We start from the raw sequence: 16,268 nt of genomic DNA, 5'->3' as shown, positions 1-16,268 counted from the left end.
ATTGCTAAATTCTTTTAGATTAATATCTTCCTGAAAAGTTTTGCACTACATACCTTGAAACAACACGTTTATTTTTCAGGAAATATTACTATTTTTTTAATGGGTTAATTCCTTTATAGCAGGAATCTATATTTTTCCTGAGGTTTTTCTATTTATTTTAGTGATTAATTTTTTTATAATCGCGCTCAAATTAACACAGGGTAATGATGGAACAAAGTGTATGACAGCAGTTTTAGATGCCTCCAAAACCGGAAATTTAAATGAGTTAAAGCGACTGAAAGAGGCGGGGGCTTCATTCCAGGAAGCTGATGTAGATGGAAATACCGCGGTCTTGTGGGCGGGGAGTCTTGGGCATCTAAAAGTTGTTCAGTGGTTGTTGAGTGCTGAAAATGGTAGCTCTAGTATTACTGAACGTAATAACAATGGAAATACCGTTTTACTATTAGCGGCAACATTCGGCCATTTAGAAGTGGTTAAATGGTTATTGAGCCCTGAGGGCGGGGCTAATATAGAAGAATGTAATAGCTCCAGTAGAACGGCTTTATTGCAAGCAACAGTCCATGGCCAATTACCTGTCATAGATTATTTGATCAGAACTCATTATCTCGAACAAGGGATTGATGAGGAGCTACGCCAGCAGCTCACTTTACATACAAAGCATAAATCTGTTCATTATTATTTCGAAGCTTTAGATATTTTTTCGCAAAAGAGGGTTGATGAAGGCAAGCTGTCATTATTATTAGCTAAAGCATCTTCGCAACTTAAATTTGAGGAACTATCTTATATCTATCTTATCTGTGGTTGGATGCAGGTACTATCTAACTCAAAGATAACAAATAGTTTTAATCAAGACATTGCTCCTACTAATCAACATTTTATGACTCAGTTGATTGGAGACCATCAGCAAGAGCTTCTCATAAAGATGTTCGAGCAAGGACATATCTTGCTTGATTGGTTTATTGATGAAAATAAATTAGCTGTAACAGATATTCGTTTGGATGACAGTTTATGCCAACTCATCCAAAACCGGCTTAATCAATCTGAGCATGATGGCTTTTTAAAGTTACAATCCGCAGGAAAGCAAAAATCTTTATTTCTTGATTGCTATTTAAAACCCATCTACTACTCGATGTTATCAGCCGTTCAACGCAAGTCCAGTGTGGAAAATGCTCTTCAAGATCCATATACCTACCACTTAAACTGTCATGAAGATTTGAACATTGAGCCAGATTGTGCAAAATGGACTGCGTATCATCTAAGTCAACGACTTGATACGTCCATGCAAACCCATCAGAAGGCTTATGGCCGTATGAGAGGATTAAGCCGTCAGATTTATTATAATACTGTTAAAGAGGTAATGTGTGAAACGACCTATATCCTCTGTTTAAAATCTGACGATTTTATAATTAATGAAAATCATGTGGCTTTGGAGTTAGATAGGGCGGGGACACTTAAATATACCGTTTTTAACGCTTCAGATAGTTCGAATATAAATGGTGAAATTCCAGGAAACCTTCTGGGCTTTAGTCCTGGAGATTTGTTAACTTTTGAGCAATTGGTGGTTTTGAAATCAGTAATTTTAGAACTGATATCCAATAACGGTCACATACCGCTACAAAAAAAATCATTATTATTAACTCTAGGCAATTTACCAGAAGTAAATGGTGAACGTTTGCAATGGGCTAAAGAGTTTCCTAATTGGCGAAGAAATCTTAGTCGAGAGCTCAGCACTGAAAATCATGGGCAGGATAATCTAGCTTTGATTGGAGAAGAGCAACAGGTCTCACTCCATCATCGTTTTGTTCAACAAATTTGGGATAGTGAACAACATGTACCTCGTCCCACTGAGTTTCCGGGGAATCATCCTGTTTATAAGTTAGAGCTTTCTTCTGGAAAATTTGTATTCTGTAAACTTTACCCAGGCTTACCTGGCATAAATGATGCACTTCAGTATTTGTATCGCCGACTTTTTGGGGCTCAAGGTGGATTGCCTTGGAGCGTAACTGGTCTGTTAAAAATCGATAATCAAACAATACCTGTGCTGTTCTCGGAAGATGTTGGTAGTATGGTTGAGGAAAATGATTTACGTTTGAGCAACTTAGATCGCAAAACGCTCAGTAAGCTTATTTTATTTTGCCTACTTACTAATCCTGAAGATGGAAAGCTTGCAAACCTTACCCTAATCAGAAATTTACGCGGTTCATATGATATTTTCAGTGTGGATAATGACCAAGGTCTGGTTGAGCCCACTAAAGAAAATTATTCTTGGTTTGGTTATTCACGAAAAACGGCTCTGTTTGTGAAAAGTTTAATATTCTGCTTAGATGCCATGAAGGAGCCTTTAGATGAGGAAGTTGTAAAGGAATTTTTAAGCTTAGATACGATGGAAACCTTAAAGGCTTGGTTAAATGATTTAACGCCAGTTGCGGAGGCCTACGAGGTTTTATTTGATGGCTGTAAGAACCCAAATGAAGAGCCGAACCCTTATCGAAAAAGTTATTTAAACTTAGCCTTACCTGTAGTAACGGTTTTTCATATTGCATATAAAATGCAACGTATAAAAACACTCCTTGAGGAGTATGACAAAACAACACCATTAAAGCTTTTAGAGTCTGTTGAGCCGGTGGTTTTTTCGTACTATGCCCCCGTTTTGCAATTGCCATTATCTGCAACAGACCGTTTTGATAAGTTAGTTAGAGAAGGCAGTCTATATCTTTGGTGTGAAAAAACTCAAAGCTATAGTAGTACATTAACCTGCGCGAATGAAGTGTTTGATTTCTTGGTGGCTGATAACCGAGGGAAGGATGTCAATCCAAAAATTGCGTTAGAAGAATTGGAGCAGTTTCATCAACGATGGGAAACATTTGATCTCGAGGCGATAGGAATTATAAAAGGAGAGATTGCGAAGCTACTGAGTCTCAAAATTGAAGACCAACAGGCTTTGCTGAAGCATACTTTATTGAATCAAATGAGTACGCAGCGGCGTAAACTGTTGCTAGAGGTACTTGCCAAACAGAACTATTTTAATGAGCTGTATTTGCGTTACCCACAAAGCTCATTAACAGATCGTCTCTTGGTTGCTTTATTAACTAATAATAAGACGCTTGAGTATTTATCTATAACTAATGGGCTCTCGCTAACCTCATTAAGCGCATTTAATAGGGCGCCTGCTTTAACTCATTTAAAATTGTCTCAATTACCTCAAATTAAAGAGTTCACTGTAACATTACCTAATGTGACAGAATTAGTATTGAAGGATTTGCCGCAATTAAGTTTTATTCAAATTAACGCGCCTAATCTTAGAAGCTTGCGAATTATTGACTGCACGAATTTGGAAAAAATTGAAGTTCCAGAAAGTAAGCAATTATCGCATGTTGAACTACAAGGATGTAGAAAAATAGTTTCAGCTAATTTTTATATGCAATGGCCAGGATTTATTAGTCGTTGGAATGATGTACCACCACAATTTCGTCAGCGGTTAATCAATAGCATTACTAAAGTTTTTGTTGAGCCTGTATCTGCACAACGTGATTCAGTCTATCGCATAGTAACTCGTTATCTCGATAGATTGACGATATTGCTTGAATGGTTAAGGAGGCGTAACGGATTAGAGGGATCGTTGGAGGTTGCATTTATATTAGCGAATTTAGGTTATGACCATCCTTTAGTTACTGCAACTATTGTAAAAGCATTGACTGTTAATGAATGGAAATGGAGAGACGCTCTATATGAGTATTTTATGCCGAAGCCAAATAATTTAATGCCTATCAGCGGAATATTAAAGGGTGTGGCTACTAGTCCCATGGCTAGTTTTTTAGGTATAGATTATGACGATCGTGATGTTCGTCAAAATGCTGCTAATGTTTTAGGAACGTTTCATGCGAAGGATGAGACGGTTATCCTTGGTTTGTTGAAAGCCCTGAAGGATATTAACTTGAATGTTTGTGCTAACGCAGTTAATTCGTTAATGATGCTTTTTTTAGAGGATAAACAAGTAGCAGAACTATTTAAAATATTGGCGTCAGCAGATAAAAAAGAGATGGCAGCTGATGTTAATAATTTTCTGGTAAAGCATATAAAAGATAAGCGTATCGTTCTGGGGTTGGTGGATATTCTGACAGGAGACTTTTATAGCGCGCTTGTCTACCAATATTTACCTAGATTACGAGGAAAATATATTCGACCTTCACAGCGCTTGTTTGCAGAAGTATATAAAGACATAGAGCAGATTAGAGAATCTTGGGCTGAATCGAAAAATACGGGCAATATTAAACACGCAGAAGAGCTATTTTATTTAAATTTATTAACTGATAAAGACCAAGATATCCGGTTTGTTGTAGCACGAGAGCTCTTGGAGCTCATTTCGCAACATGATAACGCTCTTGAATCTCAGTTTTCTAATTTAATCGTTTTGGGAGAAAACTCTGATACGCAGGAGTCCTCAGATGATGCATTAATTGAGGTAGAGGATGGATTCATTTTAGTACAGGAAAATGATGACACTAAAAGTATTCCAATTATGGAAGAGCATATAGTAGATACTACTGAAGCTATTGTTGCTGAAGAAGTCCATACTCCACCACAATGCATCATCGAAGATGAACAACACGAAATAAACAGTGTTTCTCCCATGGTCGTTGCCACCCGACGTCCTAATGAATTACCTGTGATTCAGCTAGTGCCTAAAGGTGGGTTGACTGAGAATAAGAATATTTTTTTTCAACCACCTAGAGTAGGGGTTGCGATTCCACCGGATTTATTTTCTATAGCTGCACGAGGTAATTTAACTCAACTTATGGGTGAGTTAAATAAAAAAGATGCTGTTAATGTATTTGCTAGAAATAAAGAGGGAAATAGTGCAGTAGACATTGCTGCAAAAAAAGGAAATTTAGCAGTTTTAGACTATTTAATCAGACATTATTATGTACCTTTGGGATTTGATGATAAAGAAAAGCAAGAGCTTGATTCATCAGAGCATCTGGCCATCCGCCATTATCTTGGTTTATTTAAACGCTGTTTGCTGAAATCAGCCTATGATAATGCACCCCAATTATTGGATGAAGCAATAGAAGGACTTGGTGAGGAGGAGCGTTCATTTATTTATCTGATGTATTTATGGATGCAGGTACATCATCGAATTCAGAGGCCTTCCCAGGGAATTGAGGTAGCTAATAATGAACCGCAAATGCATCAGCTGCAACGTTCCCAGCAAATGGAATTAACACACTATATGATTCAGGAGGGGCATGTACTAAATGACTGGGCTATTAATGCCGAAGAGTTAGTTATTCGTGAACTCACGCTTGATAAGCCACAAGTTGATGCATTAACCCAGTTGTTAGAAAATAGTGCCTATGAGTTTTCATTCCTGGTTTCTGGCGGTTTAATAGAGCCGAACAAAATCTATTTCAAATTGAATGGTCAAGCATTGCAATATCGAGTGAGGACGTGTTCTGGAACCGTTGTAACTGCTGAAATTGATTGCAATCTTTTAAAGTGTAATTTAAGCAATCCATTTAGTTTAGAGCAATTGACCTTTGTTCCTGACTTGCTAAAAATCATTTCTGAGCGAGGCCATATTCGTGCAACTATCAGTACTCTGACGTTTGATAAGATTCATTTCACAACAGAGGGTTATGAGTCATTTTTAAATATTTTGAAAAACCCTTTATTGGTTCCATGGTTACAAACACTTAAGTTGACTCATTGTCAGCTAAATGATGAACAAATTCAAAAGCTGTCTACTCATTTAATTAATCGTTCGGAATTGATTCATCTCGAACTGGACAACAATAACATTACGTACCCAGGACTGGATGATTTATTGGATGTGCTCAATTCCGGAAAATCCTCTGTAAAGTTAAATACACTATCTTTGTGTTTTAACTATATCAAAATCAATTCTAAAAATAATCTGGATAACTTAGTACGTAACGGCTCTGAGACGAAAATCAAGCTGCTCGGTAATATGATTGTTGATAATGACGAAATAGGATTTAACAATAAAAAAGAGTATAAAGACCGGTTAGGTGTATTGCTTTCGCTATTTTATCATATATCCAGGCAGGCCCCACATTTAACCATTAATGATTTTTTGAGGTCGATTAATTTATCTTTTGAGCGGCACCAGAATGAAAGCGGTAATTTCTTGCGTTTAACTCTCAGCGATTTAACTACCGTTGACTTTACAATACCTTGGCAACTGTTTGATTTCTACAATAAGCTGTTCCCTATTCAAGAGTTGTCTCAATATTTTCATGGACACGCAACAGAAGATAGAGCACAAAGAATATTTGCTTATTTAAGAGCAGATATTAATGAGAAAGAAATTCCAGACGAATTACGTTATTCCCTTCTTCCACAAGATAAACGTCAGCAGCACGTATGCAAGCAGTTATTAAATTATCATCCAGATGCTCGCTTAAAAGGCCATTTAATTACGCATTCTCTTTTGTGTAGCTCAAGAACTAATTCTGTTCCTAGCTATTTATTTCCCGAAATAGAATTAACATTACAACATGGAAATGTGTACTTTTTCTCCAGTAAAGAAAAAATACATTCTATGCTGGGATATGAGTATTTAACTGGGTATGGGCAGCGGGTTTTAAAGGTTGTGCATTTGGAACATAACGAAACGAGTTCAGAAATGACGGTTTCTGAGTATGAAAGAGGTACTTTGGCAAATCTTATTAAAGCGTTGCATAGAAAGTTTGATATCGGATGGATTCGTGCTGAGGTTAAGGGGCTTAAAAGCATGCGGAATTTCCTCGAGGAGGCGCTCATTAAGCGGATTGTTAGTGGCAACTATAAAACAGCGATCGCGCCTTCATCTCGAAAAGAAGGTATTGATAATGAGAAACAAATTCATAATTGCGTTACATATTGTATAGATAGAATTAACGAAAACTCATTAGGCTTCAAGCTAAACGTATCTGATTATTGGTTACTTAGACCAGGCAGTATAGTAAATGCAATTAAAAATAACCCTGAAACGATAATAATATACGATAACCCCATGTTGCAAATGAAATAATAAATTTCGAAACAGCGCTTTCCATTAAATTAAAGGAAATCAACGGATTAAGTGATAAGGACGTTTATTTTTAACGAATAAAACGAGGAGTAGAATTAGAATGCCCAATCAATTAATAACGAATCTAGTATTTCAAGGCGGTAGCGTAAAAGGTATTGCTTATGTTGGTGCAATGGATCGTCTGGATATGAGCAAGATCAAAAGGGTTGCAGGTACTTCTGCTGGTTCAATTACTGCAGGATTATTAGCTGTTGGTTGCACCCCAAAAGATGTTAAGGATTTACTGGATGAATTTGATTTTGAAGCAATTCTGGATGATGGTGTTGGTGCTACTTATACAAGAGGTAAGGTTTTAAAAACTGTTGATAAGGTGTCGAATGGAAAATCACCTGTTTTAGCAGTTAAGCCTCTTAAAGTTCCTAATCCAGTGGTTGTTAAACCTACATCGTCAGATGATACTAAAACGTCTAAATTAGTTAAGCCTACTGAACCAGTTAAAATGTTTAAACCTGTTAAAAAGGTTGTTGCACATCGTCTGTATCAGCAAGGCGGTTTATATGAAGGCGAATACTTACGTCTCTGGTTAGAGGGGAAAATACAGGAGCAGGTAAAAAAATTAACGAACGGCGCACATACAGGTGAAAACCTTACCTTCGCAGAGCTTCATCAATTAACACTTGATTATCCTAATGTAGGGTTTCGCGACTTAAAAGTAGTTGCTTCCAATTTTACTCGAGGTGAAAAGAAAGTATTTAGTTGTGATAATCCTGAATATAAAGATGTCATTATCTCCGATGCTATTCGTATGTCTATGTCAATTCCTGGCCTTTTTAAGCCATATCAAGTCTATGCAAAAATTGATGGAGTTCGTTGCGTTCTTAATGCTGAAATGTGGGAAGATGGTGGCGTTTATGATAATTACCCAATTGATTGCTTTGATGAAGAGCGCTATATGGATGAGGACGAAGAGATGTTCGAAGCTGAAGATGGCCGACGTTATAATCAGCAAACTTTGGGTTTCAGATTAGTCTCGGCTGAACATAAAAAATACTGTGAAGATTTAAGAGATAATGGAGAAGGGGAAAAACCTAGAGAAAATAAGGATGGGTTTATTGGAGTGGCTTCTGGTTTATTGAGTGCGAGAACTCCTTTGCAAGAAGAACGGTATAATCGTAAGGAGAATCTGGAGCGTACTGTTTATATTGACCATTTAAACGTTAGCATGTTTTCGTTCAATCTTTCTGACGAGAGGAAGGCCGCATTAGTGCAATCAGGCGAAGAGGCTGTAGACGCTTATTTGGAGAGACAAGCTCCTGTAGCTATCCCTGTATTCTAATTAGAGTAGATTGTTTGACACAAAAAATAGAGGAACAAAGATGCCTGAATTGTCAGTACATAAAAAACAGTATGTAATTGTTAACATATGGACGTCTGATCGCAACAAGGCCCTTCCGGGACCCAATGTAGGGCATATATCCTTTACGACATCAACAGGCCATGGCAGTTTATGGCCTGGAGGTGTGCAGGTAGCTATACCCTATAAAAGAAATACAACGAAACAAGGAAAGGTTAAATTTTTTGCTAGCGCACCTGACTATGTAGAGGATTATGAACAAGATTGCATGCGTGAAACGATTAGTGAAAGTGGTGAATATGAGTTTCGTTTAATGGGATATGAGCTTTGTTTACTAACGGAGGAAGAGTCCATAGAGAAAAAAACCATAGAGGAAAACAAAATCTACATGGAGTTAATTAATGCTTATAGTCCTTCCTTAATGCAAAAGAATGTGGCCTTGGTTAAAGGTTCATTATATTTCGAACTACTAGAGGATGGTTCTCTTTCTTATACAGCGATAACACCTTCGAATCAAAGAGTTGAGGGGAGTTTAAATAAAGAGACTATAGAAAATATTAGTTCTGAGCTTGCCTCATTAGAAGCACCTTTAAATGAAACTAAGTTAGAGCTGATTAAGGCATTTTATCCTGAGATAGTAGATATGATGTCAGAGGCCCATCGAGAATTGATTGCTAATTTACTTATCCAATACACAGTGAAAGCTCCATCTGGACAGGTTGTAAAAGCAATTATTCAAGATGATATTCAGTTGAAGAATGGTCGCAAATTGGTAGATGTTTTATTTGAGAGGGTTGATGCAAATGTGCTGCAAACCTTTCTCCCTTATATTCTGGAGATTACCTCCCAAAGGGGCCATACACGTACGGATCTTCAGGCTCCTGTAATCGAATCAAGAAAAATCTATTTTGATCTTACGGAAGATGGCTCTCTCCTTTATGTTGTGAAATCCTCTAAAGAGACGGTAAGAGGAAGTATTGATAAAAGTGAGTTAATAAAAATTAATCAGCAACTAGCTAATCTAACAGCACCATTAACGCTGAGCCAATTAGCTTTGTTAGAGCGTTTTAAACCGGAAATACTAAATCTTACTGCTCAAAAAGGACATACTAAAGAAGTTCGATTCCGTCCTGCTTATCGTGGGATGGCTTTGTTACCTGGAGAAGTATTTTATCGATTCGACAGTACAGATAATACCTACCAGCCAGTGACTGAGGTACCGCCACATTATCTGCCACAATATAGTTTTTTTGCGGTTAAGTTGTTGCATGCTAATTTTCGAGTGGTTTTATACTCATTAAACGCTGAAAAAGTTAATCAGAAATTTAAAGCGTTACAACAACCAGACGCTGTAATAGGATGGACTATGCAGGGTTCCAATTTATTCACGCGTAATTACCGTAATGAAACTACAGAAAGCTGTGCTTCTCTGGCATTCCGTTGCTTAGAGTCTGGTGGTTTTTATTCAGCATTAAAATCTAAGACCTCATCTCAAACTTCAAGTATTGTTACACCTGACGATTTGTTACGTCATGTTGTTGCTTATAAAGAAAAGGAATTACAGTCTTGCCCAGAGAGTGCTTCATGGGAAACGGATGGTATAGATATATCTTCATTTGAGAATGCTAAAGTCGCATATGGAAAAGAAGGGCTCAATGCAAATGCCGAGGATGATATTATTCCATCGCTGATGCCAACAATACCGAGATGTGTTGTACAGTAACTAAAAGCACTCGGCTTATTATTTTGACCGAGTGATTAAAATTTGATAAAATTGGTTGCAAATATATGCTTATTAAGCATTCTGTAGGAGTAAGCTAAATGTCACAAATAAGCCATAAACAAGCAAGAAGCATGCTTCGTCAAGCGTGTATACGTTATATCAATCATAAAGAAGGGCAATTAAATAAGTTGATTGGAGAAAGTTTATACAAACCTGATCATGTTTCTTTTATAGAAGTGCTTGGCGAGGATGCACCGGAGCCTGGTTTTAATGACTGGGTACTTTGCAATTATTATTTTTTCTTGAAGAATATTTTTCGTATGTCTTCTACATTGGGTTATGGAAGGTATCTTAGCGGTGAACTTTATATTGAAACAGAAGATGGAACGCGCCAGCCTCTTAAGCCAATGAAACTGTATGGCCGCTTTCAGGAAAATCTTGAGCACAATGATCCAGATTTGGTTTTATATAATTTAGAGGTATTGGTTGAGATTTTACATTTATTTATGAGTAAGAATCATCGTGATTGGGCAGAAATAAAAAAGAATAAGAACCTTCAAGAAAGTGACTATGCTTATTCAGATGATGCGCCATGTTCATTAAAAATAAGCCAAACTTTAAAACATTTTCACGCACTCCTTACTCTTATTGAAACTTTGCCAAATTATCAGTCCAATCTTGATTTGTTTGTAATAAACGCCCGCTTAGGACGAGCTATGCCTGTATTTGATAGTTACCTTAAAAAGCTTGCTACCCAAGAGCTAAAAGATATTTTAGAAAACGCATCGTTAGATGATAACGAAGCGCTAGAGCAAGTTGAATTTCAATTAAAGAATCCTTCTACCTTAGCTCTTCTAAATAAAAATAACCAATCAGCATCGGAGCAAAACTTAAAATTGTTATCGGTAATTGGCATTTTAATCGTTGCAGGCATCTTTACTACTTTAGCGCTAATGGCAAAAAGGTTATATGACTCAGGTGGAACCAGTATTAACTTTTTTAAACCGCTATCAACAAACTTGCGTGAAGATTTAGAACATATTACGCAAAGCACAAAACTACTCAAATAAAGGTTTGATAAGCACTCATTATGAGAAAAATACCTAGAAAAATAACTACACATAAGAAGTTTTCGTTTTTTAGCGCTCTAAATCCAGCTTCATGTAATTCAGGAGTTACTTATCGTTTTGGTGGCAGCGATGACCCCTGTCAGGGAAAAGAAATGATTGATTCCCTGGTTTCTGAAAATATATATAAAGCTTGGAATAGTAATTTAGATTTTCAATCGGCTCTTTATGCCGCCTATGAAATTCTCATGGGTGAGCATTATGACTTATATTTTCATGGCCAAAATGATTGTCGTGGCGGGGCTAAAGGCGCATTGGATTATTTGATTTTCCCTTTAGTTGCTCGCAAGCTAATTACTGATTTTTATTCTGAGACGAACATCACTTTATCAATTTTTAATGTATTAGTCTGGTCTATAGCCGTGCCCTTAGAAGTTGCTCGTTTTAGTGCTGCAGTAGGATTAACATTACTCCTTACACCTGTTATTGCTTTAGTTCATCTTCTTAGAGGATGTTTCTCTGAAAATATTCAGAATCCAGTAAATGAAGTACAACAAAGTGCAGTAACTGATAGTGATGTAGCCCAAGAAGAGAATGCACCCAGTCAAACAGCTGAGGCCCCCCAAAAGAAGGGCTATGTACGAAGATTAAGTCCACATGCTGAGTTTGCCCGTAACCACCGAGAGCTACTACATAAACTGAATGAACGTAAGCATAAGAATGCTACAGTTAATTCAGAGGAAATTAGTGCGCCGTCTGAAGTTCTTGATACTCCTGTGAGTGATGAAAGAAGAACTTATAACTGTTGAACTAGAATACTTAATGCCTTATCTTTCCTATATTATTCAACCTATCTTGCTTGGGTGGAATGATATAGGCAAAATCCCTTTAAAACTCAAGAGCACTTTAGTGCTAGTGGTAAAAAAGTTATATGACACAGGTGGAACAAGTATTAACTTTTTTAAACCGCTGGCAACAAACTTGTATGTAGATTGACAACATATTACCCAAATCACAATACCTACTTTTTAACATGATTAAATAAGGATTTTGTGCGCTTATTATTTACCCTGATTAAAAAGAATTTTTTTCGCTTGCTCTGTTAAAATAAGATCTACATTTATGTTTTTAGCTTTATCATAAGCACGTTGAACAGCAGGGCGAGTCTGTATCTTTAAAAACCATTGCTTTAAATAGGGAAAGTTTTCTAAATCCTGTTGTTGTTTTTCATAAGGAACAATCCAAGGATAACAAGCCATATCAGCGATTGAATATTCATTTGCTATAAACTCTTGGTTAGCTAATTGCTTATCCAAAACACCATATAACCTGGTTGTTTCTTTGACATAGCGTTCCACCGCATAAGTAAGCTCTTTGGCATGTTGGCCAAAGTGATGATTTTGCCCAGCCATGGGGCCTAATCCTGCAACTTGCCAAAATAGCCATTGTAGTACTTCATGATAATTGTGCACACTAGACGGTAAAAATTGCCCTGTTTTCTCGGCTAAATAAAGTAAGATCGCGCCTGATTCAAATATAGATATTGGCTTATCAGAGTTTTTGGGATTGTGATCAACTATAGCGGGAATTCGATTATTTGGTGATATTTTTAAAAAGCTTTCAGAGAATTGTTCACCCTTAAAAATATTTATTGGTACAAGGTTATATGGTAAACCAGCCTCTTCAAGAAAAATAGTAATTTTATGTCCATTTGGCGTAGGCCAGTAATAAAGATCTATCATAATATTTATTCCTTGGGGCTGTTCATATCGCTAAAGCTATTTTAGGCTTAAAAGCTGGATTTATATGCTATTACTTTCTTTCTAGGCTCAGGCACTTCTAATGCTGTAATTTGAATGAGATGGGATAACCATTCTTGTTCATCCCATAGATCAGCTGAAATTAATAAATGGGACTTGGCATTAGGGTAGGGATAACCTTCAACATAATTCTTAATAAATGCTTTACCTGCATTGGTAGACTTAATAAATAATTGGTCATCGCAAACCAAAGCAACAACTTTATTATTGTAATAGATAGCATATTCACCAAACATTTTTTTCGCGGATACTTTTCCTGCTCCTGCAATTTGATCAAGAATAAAATCAATAGTGCTTTGTTTGGAAGCCATTTAATTACTCCTAAGTTAATCCGGTTTTATAAATTTCCATCGATGCCAGATCACTGGAGTGGCTGATAAAATTTTCTTTGTAAAAAGTATAGGATCTTCAATTGTTGTCTGAGGATTTAAACAAACTAAAGCATAGCCGTTTTGTCTTTTCATCAAACGCCGAAAATAAATGCCTTCGCCAATTTCTACAATACAATCATGCCCTGAGCATTCATCTATATCTGAAGCATTTAGATATTGAATGCCTCCAACAAAATCACCTTTATTGTAGGTTGGCTCCATTGTGTCATCAGAAACCATAACAACCGTAGCATTAGGGTTATTAGTTTTAAAAAATTCAATTTCTTTTTGAATAGTATTTTCTTGAGTTAGTAGTGAGGAAATATGTTTATTTAGAGTCGGATAAGGAGCTAATTCCGCATCTAATAAGCTTGGGCTTTTGCCGGAGCCTGATAGTAGCCACTGAGCAGAACAGCTCACGCCAGTGCTATGAAATATTTCCACTAATTTTGATGCTGCTTTTTCAGTAATAGGATTTCTTCCTAATTCCCATGACTGAAGAGTATGCATACTAATTCCATATTTAGTTTCTAAATCTTTGCGAGAGATACCCGCTAAGCTTCTTGCTGTTTTAATGCGACGCCCAGCATGTACGCGCTGTTCTTCATTATTTTGTTCCATAACGAACCTTGAATAAATTTATTTTGAAAATACCATATTTAAGTATAACGTATTTACTTGTACGCATTTCAGGTATAGTATGGTGTTTTAATACGCGTATCTACATAGCATAGAAAACGCATAATGCTCTTAATTAATAGTGCCTTCTACTATTGAGTTTTTCGTTAATGTAAAGATAACACAAAACCTTGGAGCCTTGGAACCAAGGATCATTGGTTCCAAGGAAATACGGAAGTACAAAGAGCGTAATAATAAATTTTTCACGGATAGAGAGTAGCCATGGATTTTTTAATTAATGGTGATGAGTTGGCTGTGTTGTGCGGATTGTCTCACATACAACAGTTAGCTTATCTACGAGGAATACGACCATATATGGACGTTAAAACAGGGGTTGTGGGCGTGAAACGAAGAATCAGTTATCAGTCAATTGCTGAACAGCTTTATGTGGAGCCACATCAAGGGATAAAAAGCCAAAGCTGGTCACGTGATCAGATCCGGCGTGCGGTGTCTGGTTTGGCACGTGCAGGGATTATTGCATTGCAATCCGAAGGGCTGCATTTAATTTTAAAATGCCAATTGGCTACTTTGGGTTATTTTGTCCAAAATAAAGCCGCCATAAACCCACCACAGAAAGCCATCACAAACCCATCCGAGAAAAGCCTTGCGGAGACTGTCTTATCTGAGATCGAGCTCTTTAAAGCCGACATAGGTGAGCCTCAAAAAGCCGCCATACCTCTAAATAAAGATAATTATTATATTTTTTTATTATCCCAATTCGAACAATTTTGGGCTTTGTACCCGCTAAAAAAATCACAGCAAAAAGCTTGGGAGCAGTTTCAAGCATTAAATCCCAATCAGCACTTGTGTTCCCAGATACTTCAAGCACTCCAAGCGCAAATCACACATACCCAGCACTTACAAAGTCACGGCCAATGGGTTGCTGCGTGGAAGTACCCTGCTAATTGGCTGGCTCAGCAGTGTTGGAATGATGAATTAACCCAGGATGAATCACAGGAGAAAGGTCATGCGCGCCATCGGACAGATTATGCAAAACAAACCGCTGGGGACAGCTTATGGGACTCATGCAAGTCAGGACTTGAAGAAGAAACCAACGTTGTCGACCTCTTCGACTACCGAACCAGCTCGCAAGCGTATTGACCGGTTATTTTTGAGTTTTAGTGCGTTTTACGGGCAGTTGTGGCGTAGCCAATTTAAAAATGAGGAGTTTATCGAGTTTATGAAAAACGAATGGGTTAATGCATTAAAGCAGGTAGAGGATAAATATTTGCAAGAAGCCCTGGCGCATTGCGGGAATAAGAAAGAATTTCCTCCGACGCTACCACAATTTTTGGAGTTATGCCGAGATGCAAAAAAACGCACGGTATTTCACGAAAATCCAAATTACAAAAAAGGTCGTCCAGAGGTGGCTGCGCTGCATCTGGAAAAAATGAGAGCGATGTTGAGATAAACCAAAAAGGAGAAAGTCATGCTGGTATTAACACGACGTGTTGGTGAGCAAATCTTGATTAACAAAGGTGAAATTGAAGTAAAGGTGCTTTATGAGCATAACGGGATTATTACCTTAGGGGTAAGAGCACCAGCCCACATTGATGTGGATAGAAAAGAGGTTTTTTTAAGAAAACAAACGAATGCTGAGGAATTAGAGCCTCAACAACATCAAGCAGCTTAAGGAGCGTTTTATGTTAGTTCTAACACGTAAATTTGGCCAATCCATCGTAATTGGTAATGACATTGTATGTACTGTTTTAGGGGTTAATGGCAATCAGGTGCGTTTAGGGATTAAGGCACCCAGGGACTTAGCAGTATACCGGGATGAAATTCATCAACGAATCTTAGCAGAAAACGATGAGTCTTCTCGTGCCCAGCCAAAGCAACTTGATGAGGAGCTTATTGAATTGCTAACCCAGAAGTTTAAATGCACGCAACACGCAGCGTAATGTGCTTAAGAGGTGACTCAATGAAACAAATGCTTAAAACAAAAACGCATACTTTGTTTTGGTTTATTGCCTCTTTAGTGGCTTTACCCAGCCCTTGCTGGGCTTCAGGTTCAGGGATTACGCCTGAAGTTATTGTTCAAAACATAATTAATTATTTAACCGGTGATTTAGCTCGGGTAGTTGGGGTTTGTGTGGTGGTTGGTGCAGGTTACATGTATTTAGAAACCCAACAAATTCAGAAAAAAACGTTTGTACGTATTGTGATAGGGATGGGGCTTATTTTAGGTGGCCCCACGCTCGCAGATATGTGGTGGGGTTAGG

Annotated in this window: 13 protein-coding genes; 10 read left to right on the top strand and 3 right to left on the bottom strand. The window is 37.4% G+C overall.

The window, feature by feature from the left end; translation table 11 throughout:
* Window positions 1-220 precede the first annotated feature (220 nt).
* From BN3124_RS13920 to BN3124_RS13900, 5 genes are all read left to right on the top strand, one after another.
* Entirely contained in the window at window positions 221-7,033 is a 6,813-nt protein-coding gene (locus BN3124_RS13920; protein ID WP_058535379.1) for an ankyrin repeat domain-containing protein, read from the top strand.
* A 100-nt stretch (window positions 7,034-7,133) separates the two neighbouring features.
* Complete coding sequence (locus BN3124_RS13915) at window positions 7,134-8,369, top strand: patatin-like phospholipase family protein (RefSeq protein ID WP_058535378.1); 1,236 nt, start codon at window positions 7,134-7,136, stop codon at window positions 8,367-8,369.
* 40 nt (window positions 8,370-8,409) lie between these two features.
* Window positions 8,410-10,110, top strand: a complete 1,701-nt coding sequence (locus BN3124_RS13910; protein WP_058535377.1) for a hypothetical protein — start codon at window positions 8,410-8,412, stop codon at window positions 10,108-10,110.
* Between the two features lie 98 nt (window positions 10,111-10,208).
* Window positions 10,209-11,180: a hypothetical protein gene (locus tag BN3124_RS13905; protein WP_058535376.1), complete on the top strand. Its 972-nt coding sequence runs from the start codon at window positions 10,209-10,211 to the stop codon at window positions 11,178-11,180.
* A 20-nt stretch (window positions 11,181-11,200) separates the two neighbouring features.
* Window positions 11,201-11,986, top strand: a complete 786-nt coding sequence (locus tag BN3124_RS13900; protein WP_149865274.1) for a hypothetical protein — start codon at window positions 11,201-11,203, stop codon at window positions 11,984-11,986.
* Between the two features lie 252 nt (window positions 11,987-12,238).
* Here BN3124_RS13900 and BN3124_RS13890 read toward each other — a convergent pair whose 3' ends face one another.
* The 3 genes from BN3124_RS13890 to BN3124_RS13880 are packed head-to-tail and all read right to left on the bottom strand — an operon-like array spanning window position 12,239 to window position 13,989.
* Window positions 12,239-12,919, bottom strand: a complete 681-nt coding sequence (locus BN3124_RS13890; protein WP_058535373.1) for a glutathione S-transferase N-terminal domain-containing protein — start codon at window positions 12,917-12,919, stop codon at window positions 12,239-12,241.
* A 47-nt stretch (window positions 12,920-12,966) separates the two neighbouring features.
* Window positions 12,967-13,308, bottom strand: coding sequence for a TfoX/Sxy family protein (locus BN3124_RS13885; RefSeq protein WP_058535372.1), 342 nt, complete (start codon window positions 13,306-13,308; stop codon window positions 12,967-12,969).
* A 15-nt stretch (window positions 13,309-13,323) separates the two neighbouring features.
* Entirely contained in the window at window positions 13,324-13,989 is a 666-nt protein-coding gene (locus BN3124_RS13880; RefSeq protein ID WP_058535371.1) for a helix-turn-helix domain-containing protein, read from the bottom strand.
* A gap of 279 nt (window positions 13,990-14,268) precedes the next feature.
* Between BN3124_RS13880 and BN3124_RS13875 the strand changes: the two genes are divergently transcribed.
* The 5 genes from BN3124_RS13875 to BN3124_RS13855 all read left to right on the top strand — a co-directional run bounded on the left by BN3124_RS13875 (window position 14,269) and on the right by BN3124_RS13855 (window position 16,267).
* On the top strand, window positions 14,269-15,147 hold the full coding sequence (locus BN3124_RS13875) for a hypothetical protein (RefSeq protein WP_058535370.1): 879 nt from the start codon (window positions 14,269-14,271) through the stop codon (window positions 15,145-15,147).
* Between the two features lie 79 nt (window positions 15,148-15,226).
* Window positions 15,227-15,457: a hypothetical protein gene (locus tag BN3124_RS17225; RefSeq protein ID WP_078061568.1), complete on the top strand. Its 231-nt coding sequence runs from the start codon at window positions 15,227-15,229 to the stop codon at window positions 15,455-15,457.
* A gap of 18 nt (window positions 15,458-15,475) precedes the next feature.
* On the top strand, window positions 15,476-15,679 hold the full coding sequence (locus BN3124_RS13865; RefSeq protein ID WP_058535368.1) for a carbon storage regulator: 204 nt from the start codon (window positions 15,476-15,478) through the stop codon (window positions 15,677-15,679).
* Between the two features lie 10 nt (window positions 15,680-15,689).
* Complete coding sequence (gene csrA, locus BN3124_RS13860) at window positions 15,690-15,947, top strand: carbon storage regulator CsrA (protein WP_078061567.1); 258 nt, start codon at window positions 15,690-15,692, stop codon at window positions 15,945-15,947.
* 20 nt (window positions 15,948-15,967) lie between these two features.
* Complete coding sequence (locus BN3124_RS13855; RefSeq protein ID WP_058535367.1) at window positions 15,968-16,267, top strand: TrbC/VirB2 family protein; 300 nt, start codon at window positions 15,968-15,970, stop codon at window positions 16,265-16,267.
* The last annotated feature ends 1 nt before the right edge of the window (window position 16,268 follow it).

This window comes from Legionella saoudiensis, assembly GCF_001465875.1.
Taxonomy (GTDB): domain Bacteria; phylum Pseudomonadota; class Gammaproteobacteria; order Legionellales; family Legionellaceae; genus Legionella; species Legionella saoudiensis.
The sequence above is the reverse complement of the archived record's forward strand: the minus strand, read 5'-3'. Positions and strand labels throughout refer to the sequence as shown.

Excerpts from the sequence above, each read along its gene's own strand:
- BN3124_RS13905 (WP_058535376.1), top strand. The coding sequence starts at position 10,209 with ATGTCACAAATAAGCCATAAACAAGCAAGAAGCATGCTTCGTCAAGCG.
- BN3124_RS13890 (WP_058535373.1), bottom strand. The coding sequence starts at position 12,919 with ATGATAGATCTTTATTACTGGCCTACGCCAAATGGACATAAAATTACT.
- BN3124_RS13920 (WP_058535379.1), top strand. The coding sequence starts at position 221 with ATGACAGCAGTTTTAGATGCCTCCAAAACCGGAAATTTAAATGAGTTA.
- BN3124_RS13855 (WP_058535367.1), top strand. The coding sequence starts at position 15,968 with ATGAAACAAATGCTTAAAACAAAAACGCATACTTTGTTTTGGTTTATT.
- BN3124_RS13885 (WP_058535372.1), bottom strand. The coding sequence starts at position 13,308 with ATGGCTTCCAAACAAAGCACTATTGATTTTATTCTTGATCAAATTGCA.
- BN3124_RS13900 (WP_149865274.1), top strand. The coding sequence starts at position 11,201 with ATGAGAAAAATACCTAGAAAAATAACTACACATAAGAAGTTTTCGTTT.
- BN3124_RS13880 (WP_058535371.1), bottom strand. The coding sequence starts at position 13,989 with ATGGAACAAAATAATGAAGAACAGCGCGTACATGCTGGGCGTCGCATT.
- BN3124_RS13865 (WP_058535368.1), top strand. The coding sequence starts at position 15,476 with ATGCTGGTATTAACACGACGTGTTGGTGAGCAAATCTTGATTAACAAA.
- BN3124_RS13910 (WP_058535377.1), top strand. The coding sequence starts at position 8,410 with ATGCCTGAATTGTCAGTACATAAAAAACAGTATGTAATTGTTAACATA.
- csrA (WP_078061567.1), top strand. The coding sequence starts at position 15,690 with ATGTTAGTTCTAACACGTAAATTTGGCCAATCCATCGTAATTGGTAAT.
- BN3124_RS13875 (WP_058535370.1), top strand. The coding sequence starts at position 14,269 with ATGGATTTTTTAATTAATGGTGATGAGTTGGCTGTGTTGTGCGGATTG.
- BN3124_RS13915 (WP_058535378.1), top strand. The coding sequence starts at position 7,134 with ATGCCCAATCAATTAATAACGAATCTAGTATTTCAAGGCGGTAGCGTA.
- BN3124_RS17225 (WP_078061568.1), top strand. The coding sequence starts at position 15,227 with ATGAAAAACGAATGGGTTAATGCATTAAAGCAGGTAGAGGATAAATAT.